Raw genomic sequence first — 15,255 nt, forward strand, 5'->3', positions numbered from 1 at the left:
ATTCTAACTTTTAAAATATAAAATATGGAGGTAATGTCGTGAAAAAATCTATTGGTTTGTTAAGTGTTCTGTTTGTTGTTGTATTATCTACTATTAATGTTGCGTCTGCATCAACGAATAAGGAACTAAACTTAAATGTAAATGGCCAAAAAGTTGTAGGCCAACGCCCTATTATCATTAACAATAATACCTTGGTTCCGATACGAACGGTTTCACTAATTCCAAGTTTTAAGGTGGATTGGGATAATAACACTAAAACTGTCACCGTAATAGATTCTATGACTAAAGATGTCGTTAAATTAAAAGTTGGAAGTAAGACTGCTTATATTGGGGATAAGCAGGTTACTATTGCAACCCCTTCGATTGTCAAAGATGGTTTAACATATGTTCCATTCCGGTTTATTGGTGAAGGTTTGAAAGCACATGTGGATTGGGATATAAATACGAATACCCTAATTATTTACAAAATAAATAAGGAGCTTAATAAACTAGTTGATGGCACTGATATTACTGATGCTAGAAACGCCCTATTAAAGTTACCTCGTATTATTCTCCATGATGGATTAGCTCCTATTGAAGAAGGAGGAGCTGGTGGGACTTATTACTTCAAATTCGGACAGAAAAATGCGTTCATTTACGTATATAGAGGTCTAGCCCAATATTATGAATTGAAGAATGGTGCGGCATGGGAAACTTGGGAAGCGCAAGTTGGATCAAAAGATAAAAATAATAAAGATGTAATTCCTAATGTTATTCCATCTATAAAGGGGGAATGGGGAACACGGCCTCTATTCACTGGTAAGATTAACTACTTTATGGACCTGTGGATGTTAGATCAAGTGCAATACGGCACTATTGATGAAAGTGGGAAATCCATTTTTGAAGATTCTAAACCGATTACTAACAGATCAGAAAATATCATATTCGAAATTCCGAACGAATCTTAAAAAACACTCAGCAAAAGAATCGTCATTCTTATTTCGGATGATGAACGAATTTTCAAAATTGACGAGCAACTTTGTGCATTGCTAAATCAACGCAAGGAAATATCAAACAATAATCACACTATGGATTATGCACCAGGGGCATCAATACGAGGTTTTCGGCTAATTTGTAACTGGGAAAATATAACGCAGGAATATGTATTTATTATTAAATCAGATGCTTTTACAAAAAGTATAGATTTGAAATGAACAGGGGAGCGGCAACTCCCCTGTACCTTATCTTACTTCAACAACCATAGCGAAGGTACATTTGTAGGTTCCCAACCGATTAAGGATGTATGAGGTTGACGACACTCATATACAGAACCATTGTAGGATACGAGCGTACCTGCTGTGTATGCAGTATTAGCTGCCCAAGCCGGGTTGGTTGGTGCAGTAGCGGTCCTGCCATTGACTGTGCTAACAGTTGATTGATTGTTAGCGGCATCGAATGCATACACATTGAATGTATAAGCTGTGCTTGCACTAAGACCTGTTACAGTATAATCCGTTGTAGAGCCAGATACAGACGTGACTAACGTCGTACCGTTATAGATACGGTAACCAGTAACGCCAACATTGTCCGTTGATGCATTCCACATCAACTGCATACTAGAAGAAGTTGGAGTTCCCATAACATGCAAGCCGCTAGGTGCTGTTGGAGCTTGCGTGTCATTGCCAACAGGTGCACTTGTGGTAACGCTTACAGAATTGCTGGCATTAGATACGTTGCCAGCAGCGTCAATCGCCTTGACACTAAAGCTATAAGCAGTATTCGCTGTAAGTCCGGACACGGAGTAAGTTAATGTTGAGCTAGATACAGTAGTGACCAAGGAAGAACCGTTAAATACTTGGTAACCTGTTACACCAACGTTATCTGTGGATGCGTTCCAAGCCAATGAAACGCTGGTAGATGTTTGTCCAGTAGAAGATAAAGCTGCTGGGGCAGAAGGTGCTTGTGTATCGACAGGGTTGCTACCACTGAAGTTAACATCAATGACATTATAGAAGGCGTTCGGAGTATCTGCGATTTCCCAGACAGCCAAGATCACTTGGTATCCACTGCGTGCTGGAACGTTACATGTGTCAGAGTAGGAGAATGGTGGTTGTGTTCCTGGATAATTGACGGAACAGAAGGGAGTAAGGTCGAATGAGTCCCGAGTTAGAACAGCGTTAGGATTCCAGTTAGCTTTTGTAATGTAGTACTTCCAGCTTGTTGTAGCATGATTGGCAGTCAGCTTCCAAGTGAATGTATTAGTTCCTGCAGAGATGTTTACTTTAGACCAACGAGTAGCTGATTGTTCATCAAGCTCAGGATAAGCCCCATTAGCACTAGCAATTTTTCCGTCAGCTGGTCCCGCAGCAGGGAAGCCTTTAGGCGCTTCTAAACTTTGTGGCTCATATACGATCGGTCCACAATTCGTGTTTTGACCCGATTTACAAAGTGCTGCTCTACTAGCAGGTCCTTCTACATAACCGTGTGCGGAAGAATTCCCCGGGAACACAATCAAACAAATCGCAGCAATTAACAGGATACTACCATAAGCAAGAAACTTTGACATACTTAAATTAGAAACACGAATAGTTGACATTTTATTACGCCTCCTTTAATTTGAAAAAAATTTGATCTAACAAATAGTTTCTTTAAATTTTATACGTGATGTTTCAGATGTTAACTCCTCTCTTTTTTTAGACGTATTTATATAAACTCAGAAAGAGTCATATATTCAATTTGTAAAAAGTGAGTAGGAAAGTAAAAATGAAATAGTTCATCATAGCATGAAATGAGTGTTTGACACGGTGGTAGCGCTTTCAAAACGAAGAGGTAAATACGGAAATAATTGTTTACTGATAGAGTGTTTTGTAATATTAATATGTAGATATTTGGAAGCGTATATAATATAAGAGTGATTATACTACAAAAAAATAGAAATGTGTGACATTTATCATAGATTTATGTGAAAATAGTTAAATTTCCTTATAATGCAACTTTGGAACTATGGCCGCGAAAGACGCCTTTCGTTTGCCGCTTTTGATGTAATGCTCTATGCTTATATGGAAGTAATTAATGACACGAGGTGGAATTATTTGTAGCACATTATTGAAAATTGATCGACGTGACATTCCGAAAGCTGCAAGTGTTCTGGCACAAGCGTTTGCAAAAGAAGATCCGTTGTATCAGCATATTTTACCGGATGAGAAGACAAGGCTCCACGTTATGAATATTTTTTTTCATAGGTATATTGAAATGCTATATCCATATTGTGATTTGCTAACAATTTCAGACAACTTTGAGGCTGTGGCGCTGGTGTTTCATTCGGAGCGCGAAGCAGGGACATTACGTTCGAAAGTCAAGTATATGAAGCAGATTGTATGTGCCATAATCAGATCATTACCGATTTGTCGATTCATTGGAATACATGGATTTGTCCGGGGAATATCTATTCTACTTAGTATGAGCTCATCGTGGCTATCGATGTTAGGCGATAAGGAATATATGCACCTCGATATGCTTGTTGTACAGGAACAATATCGTGGACAAGGTTACGTTTCGAAGGTTATCCAACCACTACTCTTCGAATGCCGATCGAGAAATATTTTCTGTACGCTGGAGACGCAGACGTTGAGCAATTTACCCATATATGAACATTATCAGTTCCGTACGGTGAAGGTCATTTCTCTGCCGAACAGTTCACTAGAGCAGTATTGTATGGTGTACACTCCGGCGGGAAGTTGATTTTAGCCAATCCCGAAAAAGGACATTTGTTCAATGAAAACACATCCTTGATAGTATTATTATTTAAGCTATTGTTCTTCCAGAAGTCTCTTATGATAGACTCATGGGAGTATTGCTACCAAAGGAGATTTCATTATACAAAAATGTGCATTGACCAAATGCGTTATCGCACCGTCTGATCCACACTATATGTTCGTTCTTCTTCAAATGTCATATTTCTACATAATACTAGATAATCTAAGTTCTCATGTGAAATTATTGACCTTAACTCTAGATAATAGGCGTATAAGATTTACACGCAACAACCACGAAGTACAGTTGTCCTGTACTTCGTGGTTTTGTGCATGTGAATTTAACACCTGAAAGAATGACAAACGTTTTATATCTTCAAAGAACTATTATTACATGATTATTGCAGTAACCATAATGCAGGTACATTTGTAGGTTCCCAACCTGCTAATGATATGTGGTTTTGACGACATGAATATACAGAACCATTGTAGGTTACTAGCGTACCCGTCGTGTAAGCAGTATTAGCTGCCCAAGCCGGGTTTGCAGATGGTATACCCGTTGTGCCAGTGACCGTACTTGCTGCGGATTGATTACCCGCGGCATCAAATGCGTACACATTGAACGTATAAGCTGTGGAGGCGCTAAGTCCCGTTACCGTATAATCCGTAGTGGAGCCAGATAAGGATTGGATTAACGTCGTTCCATTAAAGATACGGTAGCCAGTAACACCGACATTGTCAGTTGAGGCATTCCACATCAACTGAATGCTTGAAGATGTAGGAGTTCCCATAACATGTAAGCCACCGGGTGCTGTTGGGGCTTGCGTATCGATAGGGTCAGGTGCATTTGTAGTAACGCTTACAGAATTACTAGCACTTGAGACGTTGCCTGCGGCGTCTATTGCCTTAACACTAAAGGTATAGGCAGTATTCGCGGTTAGTCCAGCTACAGAGTAATTTAATGTTGAGCCAGATACAGTAGTAACTAAGGAAGATCCTTTAAATACCTGATAGCCAGTTACACCAACGTTATCTGTTGATGCGTTCCAGGTTAAAGAAACAGTGGTAGCTGTTTGACCTGTAGAAGTCAGAGCTGATGGAGCAGACGGTGCTTGGTTATCAACAGGGTTACTACCGCCGAAATTGACATCAATGACATTGTAGAAAGCGTTTGCAGTATCTGCGATTTCCCATACAGCCAAGATAACCTGGTACCCAGTACGTGCTGGCACGTTACACGTGTCTGAGTATGTGAATGGTGGCTGCTTACCTCCATAGTTCACAGAGCAAAAAGGAGTTAAGTCGAATGAATTCCGAGTAAGTACTGCGTCAGGATTCCAGTTGGCTTTCGTAATATAGTACTTCCAGCTTGTTGTCGCATGAGCGGCAGAAATTTTCCAATCGAACGTATTTGGTCCTGGAGATATGTTGACTTTAGTCCAACGTGTTGATGTTTGTGCATCAAGGTTAGGAAATGCTCCGCCCGCACTCGCAATCTGCCCGTCCGCTGGTCCTGCATTAGGGAATCCCTTAAGTGCCTCTAGACTCTGTGGTTCATAAATGATCGATCCACAATTCGTGTTTTGCCCAGATTTACAGAGTGCTGCTCGACTAGCAGGTCCATCTATATATCCGTGGCCAAAAGAAACGCCAGCGAATAACAAAGTACTCATGAACGCCAATAAGATAATACATCCGTAAACCAACAATTTAGTCATTGCTGAATAAGAAATACGTAAAGATGACATGTTTAATATTCCTCCTTTAGTTTGGGTAACGATTTAACAACGAATTCCATCAGTTAAACCCGAATGTTAGATTTCAAATAACACCTCCTCCTTGTTGGTGAAACGCAATTTATATAGACTCACGAAGAGTGTATATATAGACACGGTTAAAAGGTGAAAGGTAAAAGTAAGAGTAAGAAACTCGTGGGAAAATGAAGTCGTGCAGCTAAATATGGATCAGGTATTTGACGGATGGGTGATTTTACAAAAGAGGGACTAGTGCGGGAGATGAAAGATGATCAGCATTTGATCGAATTCAGTACACGATTTTAATCATATAACGTTTGATGGATTTTATTACAAAATTATGGATGATTTAATATATATTTGTTTGAAAAACAATGATGAGGACGTGTGAAGGAGAAATCATTCTCAGCATGTCGAATATCACTTCTATGATTGTCAAAAATAAGAGTTAATCGCCTCTACTTAAGCAGGCATTTGGGACTATTTACAATTAGATTACATTTTTTATAATGGAGTAATGAATTCCAATATAAGTAAAAAGGGGAGAGCGAATGTGTCTAAATGGAATTATCCATTATCAAGTAGTCTGATTCATCGTACCATTTGCTTATCGCTTGGCGCCGTTCTGCTAGCATCGCCACTCACGGTTTCTGCAGCGGAAGTCAATACCAAAGCCGTAGATATTTCGAAAAACGTGGTGAGTAAAACTACAATAAAAAGTGTAACCGCTTACTTGGGTAGTGCACTTGCTGTCGGAGAAAACCATTTTCTCACACTCAAGGAGATTGATAGCAAATGGGGTGGCATCGATCCCGATTATAAGCCAGCTCAAGCTGTCACAGCGGTTAAAGAGTTGCTTCCACAAAAGGAATACGAGATTTTGTTTCCTAATAGGTTAGGTTCACCCGAATGGTTTAAAGTAGCTAAAGGCAAGGAGTACTTTAAAGCAGACCAGGTGGATTATTTCTCATATGATAATTTGATTGCGGCTGTAACCGAAGTATCGAATATTAAGTTAAAGATTAGCACACGTAAAGGTAATACCAGCGCTCAGGAAATTCAAAGGTTTGATAAGGAAGCGAGAATTGAGACGTTGATATCCCGTTCATCTGATTTTAATTCTGCAGAGAATTTGAAGAAGGAAATTGATACGGTTATCGTTGATTTTGGAACCTTCTTAAAAGAAGGGTTCAAGAAGGATCGGAAGCGCGAACTTGCTGCATTCCTAGCAAATCTAGCGCACGAGACTGGCGGAGGTTGGCCAACCGCCCCAGGTGGGGAATTGAAATGGGGATTGTTCTGGAATGAGAATATCGCTGGCAGAACGGGCGTCAATATGGACGCTTTCGTCGATCCTGCAACTAGCGATCTTTACCCAGGTGTGAAGGATAAACGTTACTATGGACGTGGACCTATTATGATGAGTTGGAACTTTAACTATGGCTTATTTAGTTCCATCATTTATGGGGACAAAAAAGTGCTTCTTAGTAAGCCAGAAATCATATCAGCAGACGGGAAGGTAGGTTTCATGACCGCTATTCTGTTCTGGATGACACCACAAGCTCCGAAGCCTTCAGCCCATGATGTTATTATTAACAAATGGAAGCCTGGGAAAGAGGATATTGCTAAGGGTCTAAGTCAGTCGGGCTTTGGTATTACCATTATGGTTCTTAATGGCTTGGAGACAAATTTGGGCGAGACGGAAGGTAGTTCTGTCAAGCGTCGTGCCGGTCACTATCGTGATATTACGAGCCAGATGGGTGTAGATATCTCAGGCGAGAAAATTGATACGTTAGGCATGAATCCTTTTTAACAAAAGGAGTCATAGAAAGATGAACCATAATGTTATTTCTATTTGGTATAACATTGGCTTGTTAAATTAGATACTAAATAATTCTTGATGATAATGTAAGAGACTCTTGCGAAAGGGTCTTTTCTCTATATTTTTTCACTAGTCAGAATACTTCCCCACAGCTTATAACTTTGCTATCGCAATTTTTTCACAAAAAACAAATTAAGATCATGGTCTACTACGACTTGCTACCCACACTTAAGATATTTACCATTTTTATAAATTCCTTTACCGTCTGGAACATATCCACGAATTATGTATAATGATTGTGCCGCACCGTAATCACTGAGCAAACCTATATCGAGTCCAGCAACTTCACATCTTTCATGAATGGTGTCTTCAGATTTAGCTAATAACAGTGTACCTATTCCACGACGGCGATATTGTATCAACACGTTAAAATCTTGGATTTCAGGTAAGGGGCATTATCGTTCATAACTCGAATTACAGTTTTTTTCATTTCCATCTAGTATTGTCCTGCCTTCACATTGATGTCCATCGAGTGTCCATCCCTAGTCGTTACATAGACTTTCCAGTCCCCAGACATGCCACTACCATCTGTCATTGTAAAAGTTCTTGATACGGCCTTGCCAGCGCCAACATCAACAAATTCAAAGTCTTGATTCCCCTTAAGTAATTGGAATATTACGGTTCCAGACTTATTGTTATTTTTAACATATACATTTAAAGTTTTAGCATTACTTGAAGTACAGGAGAATGAATTCTCAAATGCTGTCGTTCCTAATTGTCGACTGTTTATGAATGAGCCATCGTTAGATGGAATATCTTTATCATCTATTATTTCCTGTGCATCGATAGGTGAGTCTGTTGGAAGAGTAGGTGTTATTAAACTTTCTATTTCTTGCACACTAGCAATCTCAACCTCAGCGTTGTTGGCACAAGAAACTAAGGTCGTTGATAATATTAGGACCATAATCAAGTAAATCCCCTTGAATTTGTTCATGGATACAATCTCCTTAACTTGTTATTGACCCTAGTAATCCAACCAGCTTCATGAAACCTCATAAATATGTACGAAGACAAGATTGTGCAGACTGACTTAATGTAATGGTGTGGTCTGTAGCTATTTTACCATATTATCTCAAATGGGGGGGTGAGGTTTACGTATCTATGGGGTGCAAAATTGAGAGATTCCCAAACTATGATTACATAGGCAAAAGTAAAGGGCTGTTGGAAGATTCGCAAGCAGCCCTTATCGTTCATTATTTAAGACGTTTACCTAGTAGAATAAGAAGCCAAATGATGCTTGCACCAACAATCGCATGACCCAGCCCGGCGATATGAGGAAGGAAGCTGATATCTCCACCTTTGATCTGTAGCATGCCACGAGTAGCCATAGCGCCAATCGAAATGAGTAAACCGATGTTATAGAGAATGTACCACGCACCGAAGGATTTTGCTTCATGCACATGAAATAACTTGGCTAGGATTAGTGTAATGATAAAGAAGAAGAATCCAAGCATCAGAATATGCGTATGAAGTGCAACGAATACTGTGTTACCACTGAAATCATTCGCTTTCGTGATTTCACGATAAGCAACGCCTGCTAATAAACCAAGTACGGCATAGAAAAAAGAAGTATAATACAATTTCTTCAAAATCATCGCTCCTTAAGTTTGATCATTCAGTTTATATCCAAAATATATCATGCTATTAAGAACGCAGTATGAACGAAATGTTACAAAGTGAAAAATTTCACCTTTTAATAAATATAAGAAGTTGATAATCTACTTCTTATATTTACGAAAGAAACGAGTACCCACCCTGCCTGCACACCTTGTATTGAATTTTTGAATATAACTTTAATTGTTTCTATTGGAATTATCGGATATATCATAGTAAATTTAGGATATATCAATGAGCAGAGGAGCTAATAAACGATGAGTAAACCTTTACTAGTTATTGTTGGAGCGGGTTCTGGCGTTAGCGCGGGTGTCGCGAGGAAATTTGGTGCAAATGGATTTCGAGTAGTACTTGTTGCAAGAAATCAAGCTTCTCTAAATCAATATACGAGTGAATTGGCGGCACAAGATGTGGAAGCCTACAGCATAACCGCAGATGCCTCAGATGGACAATCGTTAAGTAATGCTTTTGATCAGATTAAACAGGAATATGGGTCTCCCGAAGTGCTAGTATATAATGCGGCAGCAATACAACAAAGTACGCCACAAACTTTAACAGATACGGAATTATTAGAACATTTTAAAGTGAATGTATTAGGTGCACTAACGAGTGCTCAGCAAGTGATTCCGGATTTAATCGAACAGAAGAGAGGTACGATATTATTTACTGGTGGGGGACTAGCGTTGGCACCATCACCAACATACACTTCCCTTTCAATCGGTAAAGCTGGGGTTCGGGCATTGGCATTTGCACTGGCTGAAGACTTGAACCCTCATGGTATTCACGTCGGCACGGTTACGATCGCGGGTTATGTATCGAAAGGAACATTCTATGATCCGGACATCATTGCCGAGCGGTATTGGGAATTGCACACAAAGAGGGATCAGACGGAAATCGTATTCGCTCAATAAACCTAGTCTATCTCTTATTCAACTTCCATGGTTAGGATTTTCTGATGATATATTTTATGTCGCACAAAAAGTAAAAGCATGATGAACCCTAATGGAGGGTTACATCATGCTTTTTGATTTTTCTAATCGATGATTACTTTAGCAACCACAAAGCAGGTACGATCGGTGGCTCCCATCCAGTAAGTGTTGTGTGAGCTTGACGACACGTATAGGTAGCACCGTTGTAAGTAACTAGTGCACCCACCGCGTAATATGTGTTCGGTTTCCATTCAGAAACAGTAGGAGTAGAAGCGGTTGCCGTTGTGCCGTTTATCGTGCTTGCAGCTGATTGATTACCTGCGGCATCTAGGGCATAAACGTTGAATGTATAAGTTGTGCTGGCACTTAGTCCAGTTACCGTATAATTCGTAGTTGTACTCGAAACCGTTGTTAGCAACATCGTTCCATTATAAATGCGGTATGCAGTGACACCGACATCGTCCGTCGATTTGTTCCACATTAACTGCATACTAGAAGCGGTTGGTGTACCCATAATGTGTAAGCCGCCTGGAGCGGTTGGTGCTTGCGTATCAATTGCAGGCGGAGCATCCGTGGTTACACTAATAGAATTACTTGCAGCAGATACGTTTCCAGCCGCGTCTATTGCCTTCACACTGAATGTGTACGCGGTGTTAGCAGATAATCCGGTTACAGTATTACTAAGCGTTGTACCAGATACGGTAGCGACTAAGGAAGATCCGTTAAAAATTCGATAGCCGGTTACGCCTACATTATCTGTTGAAGCTCTCCAATTCAAAGACACGCTGTTCGTTGTTTTGAAGGGTGCAGTCAGAGTCGATGGTGCAGTTGGTGCTTGTGTATCGACTGGGTTGCTGCCACTGAAATTCACGTCGATCACGTTATAGAAAGCATTTGTCGTATCAGCCACTTCCCATACAGCCAAGATCACATGGTATCCACTTCGAGCAGGAACGTGGCAAGTGTCGGAGTAGGAGAATGGAGGTTGAACCCCGTTATAATTCACTGAACAGAATGGAGAAAGATCGAAGGAATCCCGTGTTAGAGGGGCGTTCGGGTTCCAGTTCGGTTTCGTAATATAGTACTTCCAGCTCGCTGTGGCATGCGCAGCAGTCAACTTCCAAGTGAACGTATTTTGACCAGAAGAGATGTTGACTTTGGACCAACGCGTAGCGGATTGCTCGTCAAGCTTAGCGAAAGCACCGTTCGCGCTCGCGATTTTGCCGTCTGCAGGTCCTTTTTCAGGGAATCCCTTCGGTGCTTCTAGACTTTGTGGCTCATAGATAATCGGTCCGCAATCCTTGTTCTGACCTGATTTACATAGCGCAGCACGGCTAGCAGGCCCTTCGACATAACCGTGACCAAAAGCCGTACTCGGTAATAGAAGTATGATACCAGTAACAATCAATAGAATACTGCAAAAAGTAAGTAGTTTGGTTCCAGACGACTGTGTTAAACGAATAGATGTCATAATATTAGGTCTCCTTTGATTTAGGGTATGTCTAACTCGACTAGAGCTGAACGCTCTGATCTGTTGTTGACAACACTGATGTTTTTAACGCACATATTCTAAAAGAGCAAATATTCGGGTTTGCATCGCCCCCTTTTATAGTGAAGATTTAAAAAAACTCAAATTCGCTAGAAGCTCATATATCGAATGAGTCGTAGATAGAGTTGTTGATAGAAAGATAAAAATTGGTTTTTTCAAAAAAAATAATTCATGGTGTTAATGAGAATTGTACGACAATTAAACAACTTTTTTGAGAGACTTGGGAATCAATTTCTTAATAAATTGTCACATCATTGGGAAAATAGGGGAAATAGTTAGAAAATTAACGAAATCCTTTATATTCTATGGGTTTTCTTTCAAATGAACAGGGAAAGTTGATAGGAAAACACGAGAACGAAGGAGGGATAATGTTGGACAAGGGCTAGGACTTATGGTTTATGAAATCCAAGTTTTGGTAAATCAATAGAGCAGAAGGCATCAAGTTTCAACCTAAATATGGGGAATATTGTGTCGTATCGACCTTTCTTTTCTCAGCATAGGCTATTTGGTCTGTCATAGTTGAATTTCAGGAAGTTATTTGTAATATTTTATACAATGCGCAATCGATTTCAGTACCATCTTCTACCGTAGTGAATAGGTTCCAAGATGCATCTAGTATTCCAGATTGGGCTGAAGCTGCGGTTAATTCACTCGTAGAATCAGGAATTATTCAGGGTTACGGGGATCAGACTCTCCGTTCCAATGCACATGCTACAAGGGCAGAAGCTGCTTCCATGCTGTATAAATGGCTCGTAGCGATGAATATTTAACGAAATTTCTGTATGGTCCGTATCCATCTAATAGGATAACCAAAGAGCTGCTCCATCACAATGTGATAAGGGAGCGGCTCTTTGATGTGTGACAGATTACATTGGTTAGTTACCACTGGCAATGTGAAGCATGTTTGCTATCAGCAGAGTACTCCCCCCGTACAAAGTGTTCATGTTGAGAGATGAGTATATTCAAGAAACAGGTGAGGATTTTCTATTCTGGGTGGGTAAATGAAGTGATATTATCATGTCAGATATACAGAATCAACTAATAAGGGGAGGTTTTTAAATGAAAAAGGTTCTGAAAGCAATTCCGTTCTTGCTCGTTGTAATGATGCTTGCAGTTATTGTCTCAGCATGTGGTAACAGTAGTAGCAAGGTCGATGTGGGGATCGTATTACCTACTAAAGATGAACCAAGATGGGTTCAAGATGAGCAAAGATTTAAAGATGCTTTGAAGGACACGAAGTACTCTTCTGAAATTTTATTTAGCCAAGGATCTTCTGCCAAAGAGAAAGAAAACGTAGATTCTTTGATCGCTAAAGGCATCAAAGTACTCATCATTTGTCCTCAAGACGGCAATGCAGCGGCAGCTGCAGTAGAAGCTGCTCAAAAAGCAGGCATCAAGGTCATTTCCTATGACCGATTGATCACGAACACAGATGCGGTTAATTACTACGTAACTTTTGACAGTATTGCAGTAGGTAAAGCGCAAGCTCAATACCTCGTTGATCATGCCAAAGGTAATGGCCAGCCATTGTATTTATACGCTGGTGCATCATCTGACAACAACGCTTTCTTGTTCTTCGAAGGGGCTTGGACCGTTCTTCAACCTAAAATCGCTGACGGCACTTTCAAAGTCGCTAACTCCAGCGAAGCCGTTGCGTTACAAGCTAACGGCGAATTGACTCGTGATCAACAAAGTAAAATTATAAGCCAGGTTACTACAAACTGGGATGCGAATGAAGCTAAGAACAAGGCACAAACTCACTTGACAGCCGCATCAGCCGACCAAAAAGGTGATGTTGCGATTCTGGCTCCGAATGACGGTACAGCTCGTTCGATCGCTGATGTATTCGGATCTGATAGTGCAATCACAAGCTTTGTGGTTTCTGGGCAAGACGCTGAGAAAGCATCCATTCAATACATCATTGACAGTAAACAATCCATGACTGTATTCAAAGATGTTCGTAATCTCGTTAAAGACTCTATCGGAATGGCGGTCTCCGTTCTGGATGGCAAAACGCCTGAGACGACTGGATCTTACAACAACGGTAAAGTGGACGTGAAGGCTAAGCAAACGGAAGTTATCGTTGTCGACAAAGCCAACGTCAAAGCCTCACTCATTGATTCTGAGTATTACAAAGCAAGCGAATTCACAGGTCTATAATCGCACATAAACAATAGTTTGGACGGAATTAGTGATAGATTGGTCTATCACTTTTCCGCTATTCTACGACTTGTTTTGTTAAGGAGTGTAATCTAAATATGAATCCTACCATTTTAGAAATGAATAATATATCTAAAGAATTCACGGGAGTAAAGGCGCTCACGAATGTTAATTTCAAAGTGAATAAAGGAGAAATTCATTGTTTGATCGGTGAAAATGGCGCTGGTAAATCAACTTTGATGAAAGTTCTAAGTGGTGTATACCCGCATGGCACTTATTCAGGAGACATCATATTTGATGGTAGTGTTCAGACTTTCTCGAGAATCAGCGATAGCGTAAAGACTGGCATTGCTATTATTTATCAAGAACTTGCGTTGTTTCCTGACCTCACCGTATATGAGAATATTTTCGCGGGAAATGAAGTGAAAAAAGGCGCATTGGTAGATTGGAATCAAACGATTGTTAGAGCTAAAGAAATGCTTAACAAAGTGAAACTGAATGTTAATCCTGAAGTGCTGATCAAAGATTTAGGTGTGGGTAAACAGCAGTTAGTAGAAATCGCTAAAGCGTTGAGTAAAGATGTGAAACTGCTTATTCTGGATGAACCGACGGCCGCACTTAATGAGAATGACAGTGAAAACTTGCTCCAACTACTAAGAGAATTGAAAAACCAAGGCATAACGAGCATCATGATTTCGCATAAGTTGAAAGAAGTGATAGCGATAGCGGATCAGGTAACTGTTCTTCGCGATGGTCGGACCATTTGTACGTTAGACGCTTCTAAAAATGAAGTGTCCGAAAGCGTGATCATAAAGAACATGGTTGGCCGTGAAATCGATGATATCTATCCAAAAAGAAATAATAAACAATTTGGCGACAATGTACTTGAAATCCAAAACTGGACGGCATTTGATCCGAAACTAGGTCGAGAAGTCGTGAAAGACGTCAATCTCCATGTGAAGAAGGGAGAAATCGTCGGTATTGCAGGCTTAATGGGCTCTGGCCGAACAGAATTAGCACAGAGCATATTCGGCAATCCGAAATTCTATAAATTGCGTGGAGAATTACTTTTGGAAGGTGCGAAAAGAACATTAAAGAATCCCAAAGATGCGATCAAAGCGGGAATCGCCTATGTGACGGAAGATCGCAAAGGTGACGGCTTATTTCTGATACAGGATATCAAGCAAAATATTTCAGCCGCTAATCTTGAAATGATTTCGTCTAAAGGGATCATTAACAATAATGAAGAAGTAAAAATATCTAATGAATATAAAGGGTCTTTAAACATAAAAGCACCTTCAGTTGAGCAACTGGTTGGTAATTTAAGTGGTGGGAATCAGCAGAAGGTATCCTTGGGCAAGTGGTTGTTCGTTAATCCAACTTTGCTTATATTGGACGAACCTACGCGGGGTATTGACGTGGGAGCTAAATTTGAAATTTATACGATCATGAATAAATTGATTAGCGAAGGCATGAGCATCATCATGATTTCTTCCGAGCTGAGTGAAGTATTAGGCATGAGCGATCGTGTCTATGTCATGGCTGAGGGGGAAATAAAAGGTGAATTACATGCTAATGAAGCGGATCAAGAAAAAATAATGAAGCTTGCAACGCAATAGGAGGGAAACCGGTGAAA

The 15,255-nt window shown here is 40.2% G+C and carries 13 protein-coding genes; 7 read left to right on the forward strand and 6 right to left on the reverse strand.

Features of this window, described 5'->3' with window-relative positions:
- The first annotated feature begins 38 nt into the window (after positions 1 to 38).
- Positions 39 to 947: a copper amine oxidase N-terminal domain-containing protein gene (locus tag PGLA_RS07090; RefSeq protein ID WP_068530800.1), complete on the forward strand. Its 909-nt coding sequence runs from the start codon at positions 39 to 41 to the stop codon at positions 945 to 947.
- A gap of 278 nt (positions 948 to 1,225) precedes the next feature.
- Here the strand turns inward: PGLA_RS07090 and PGLA_RS07095 are convergent, their stop codons facing one another.
- Positions 1,226 to 2,575 (reverse strand): lytic polysaccharide monooxygenase, encoded by a 1,350-nt coding sequence (locus PGLA_RS07095; RefSeq protein WP_068530802.1) that lies wholly within the window; start codon positions 2,573 to 2,575, stop codon positions 1,226 to 1,228.
- A 476-nt stretch (positions 2,576 to 3,051) separates the two neighbouring features.
- Here PGLA_RS07095 and PGLA_RS07100 point away from each other — a divergent pair, with 476 nt between their 5' ends.
- Positions 3,052 to 3,720: a GNAT family N-acetyltransferase gene (locus tag PGLA_RS07100; RefSeq protein WP_145939499.1), complete on the forward strand. Its 669-nt coding sequence runs from the start codon at positions 3,052 to 3,054 to the stop codon at positions 3,718 to 3,720.
- Between the two features lie 409 nt (positions 3,721 to 4,129).
- Here the strand turns inward: PGLA_RS07100 and PGLA_RS07105 are convergent, their stop codons facing one another.
- Entirely contained in the window at positions 4,130 to 5,479 is a 1,350-nt protein-coding gene (locus PGLA_RS07105) for a lytic polysaccharide monooxygenase (protein WP_068530805.1), read from the reverse strand.
- 559 nt (positions 5,480 to 6,038) lie between these two features.
- Between PGLA_RS07105 and PGLA_RS07110 the strand changes: the two genes are divergently transcribed.
- Positions 6,039 to 7,298 (forward strand): chitinase, encoded by a 1,260-nt coding sequence (locus PGLA_RS07110; RefSeq protein ID WP_068530808.1) that lies wholly within the window; start codon positions 6,039 to 6,041, stop codon positions 7,296 to 7,298.
- Positions 7,299 to 7,525: 227 nt separating this feature from the next.
- Here PGLA_RS07110 and PGLA_RS07115 read toward each other — a convergent pair whose 3' ends face one another.
- The 3 genes from PGLA_RS07115 to PGLA_RS07125 form a co-directional block, all read right to left on the reverse strand.
- Positions 7,526 to 7,729 (reverse strand): N-acetyltransferase, encoded by a 204-nt coding sequence (locus PGLA_RS07115; RefSeq protein ID WP_068530811.1) that lies wholly within the window; start codon positions 7,727 to 7,729, stop codon positions 7,526 to 7,528.
- 74 nt (positions 7,730 to 7,803) lie between these two features.
- Positions 7,804 to 8,301, reverse strand: a complete 498-nt coding sequence (locus PGLA_RS07120; RefSeq protein WP_068530814.1) for a hypothetical protein — start codon at positions 8,299 to 8,301, stop codon at positions 7,804 to 7,806.
- Between the two features lie 259 nt (positions 8,302 to 8,560).
- Positions 8,561 to 8,962, reverse strand: coding sequence for a DUF2871 domain-containing protein (locus PGLA_RS07125; RefSeq protein WP_425415351.1), 402 nt, complete (start codon positions 8,960 to 8,962; stop codon positions 8,561 to 8,563).
- 276 nt (positions 8,963 to 9,238) lie between these two features.
- Between PGLA_RS07125 and PGLA_RS07130 the strand changes: the two genes are divergently transcribed.
- Positions 9,239 to 9,892, forward strand: coding sequence for an SDR family NAD(P)-dependent oxidoreductase (locus tag PGLA_RS07130; RefSeq protein ID WP_068530818.1), 654 nt, complete (start codon positions 9,239 to 9,241; stop codon positions 9,890 to 9,892).
- Positions 9,893 to 10,025: 133 nt separating this feature from the next.
- Here the strand turns inward: PGLA_RS07130 and PGLA_RS07135 are convergent, their stop codons facing one another.
- The gene (locus PGLA_RS07135) at positions 10,026 to 11,381 is read right to left on the reverse strand and encodes a lytic polysaccharide monooxygenase (RefSeq protein ID WP_068530821.1); all 1,356 of its coding nucleotides are present in this window, start codon (positions 11,379 to 11,381) and stop codon (positions 10,026 to 10,028) included.
- Positions 11,382 to 12,049: 668 nt separating this feature from the next.
- On the opposite strand from PGLA_RS07135, the gene PGLA_RS26610 reads away from it, so the two are divergent.
- The 3 genes from PGLA_RS26610 (at position 12,050) to PGLA_RS07145 (ending at position 15,238) form a co-directional block, all read left to right on the forward strand.
- Entirely contained in the window at positions 12,050 to 12,229 is a 180-nt protein-coding gene (locus PGLA_RS26610) for an S-layer homology domain-containing protein (protein ID WP_161487852.1), read from the forward strand.
- A 289-nt stretch (positions 12,230 to 12,518) separates the two neighbouring features.
- Positions 12,519 to 13,619, forward strand: coding sequence for a sugar ABC transporter substrate-binding protein (locus PGLA_RS07140; RefSeq protein ID WP_068530824.1), 1,101 nt, complete (start codon positions 12,519 to 12,521; stop codon positions 13,617 to 13,619).
- 98 nt (positions 13,620 to 13,717) lie between these two features.
- Positions 13,718 to 15,238: a sugar ABC transporter ATP-binding protein gene (locus PGLA_RS07145; RefSeq protein WP_068530827.1), complete on the forward strand. Its 1,521-nt coding sequence runs from the start codon at positions 13,718 to 13,720 to the stop codon at positions 15,236 to 15,238.
- Positions 15,239 to 15,255: the final 17 nt, after the last annotated feature.

The sequence above is a fragment of the Paenibacillus glacialis genome (assembly GCF_001637205.1).
Lineage (GTDB): Bacteria > Bacillota > Bacilli > Paenibacillales > Paenibacillaceae > Paenibacillus_AQ > Paenibacillus_AQ glacialis.

Bases quoted from the DNA above. Each gene is read 5' to 3' on its own strand.
- PGLA_RS07095 (WP_068530802.1), bottom strand. From the start codon at position 2,575: ATGTCAACTATTCGTGTTTCTAATTTAAGTATGTCAAAGTTTCTTGCT.
- PGLA_RS07100 (WP_145939499.1), top strand. From the start codon at position 3,052: ATGACACGAGGTGGAATTATTTGTAGCACATTATTGAAAATTGATCGA.
- PGLA_RS07105 (WP_068530805.1), bottom strand. From the start codon at position 5,479: ATGTCATCTTTACGTATTTCTTATTCAGCAATGACTAAATTGTTGGTT.
- PGLA_RS07120 (WP_068530814.1), bottom strand. From the start codon at position 8,301: ATGAACAAATTCAAGGGGATTTACTTGATTATGGTCCTAATATTATCA.
- PGLA_RS07125 (WP_425415351.1), bottom strand. From the start codon at position 8,962: ATGATTTTGAAGAAATTGTATTATACTTCTTTTTTCTATGCCGTACTT.
- PGLA_RS07130 (WP_068530818.1), top strand. From the start codon at position 9,239: ATGAGTAAACCTTTACTAGTTATTGTTGGAGCGGGTTCTGGCGTTAGC.
- PGLA_RS07135 (WP_068530821.1), bottom strand. From the start codon at position 11,381: ATGACATCTATTCGTTTAACACAGTCGTCTGGAACCAAACTACTTACT.
- PGLA_RS07140 (WP_068530824.1), top strand. From the start codon at position 12,519: ATGAAAAAGGTTCTGAAAGCAATTCCGTTCTTGCTCGTTGTAATGATG.
- PGLA_RS07145 (WP_068530827.1), top strand. From the start codon at position 13,718: ATGAATCCTACCATTTTAGAAATGAATAATATATCTAAAGAATTCACG.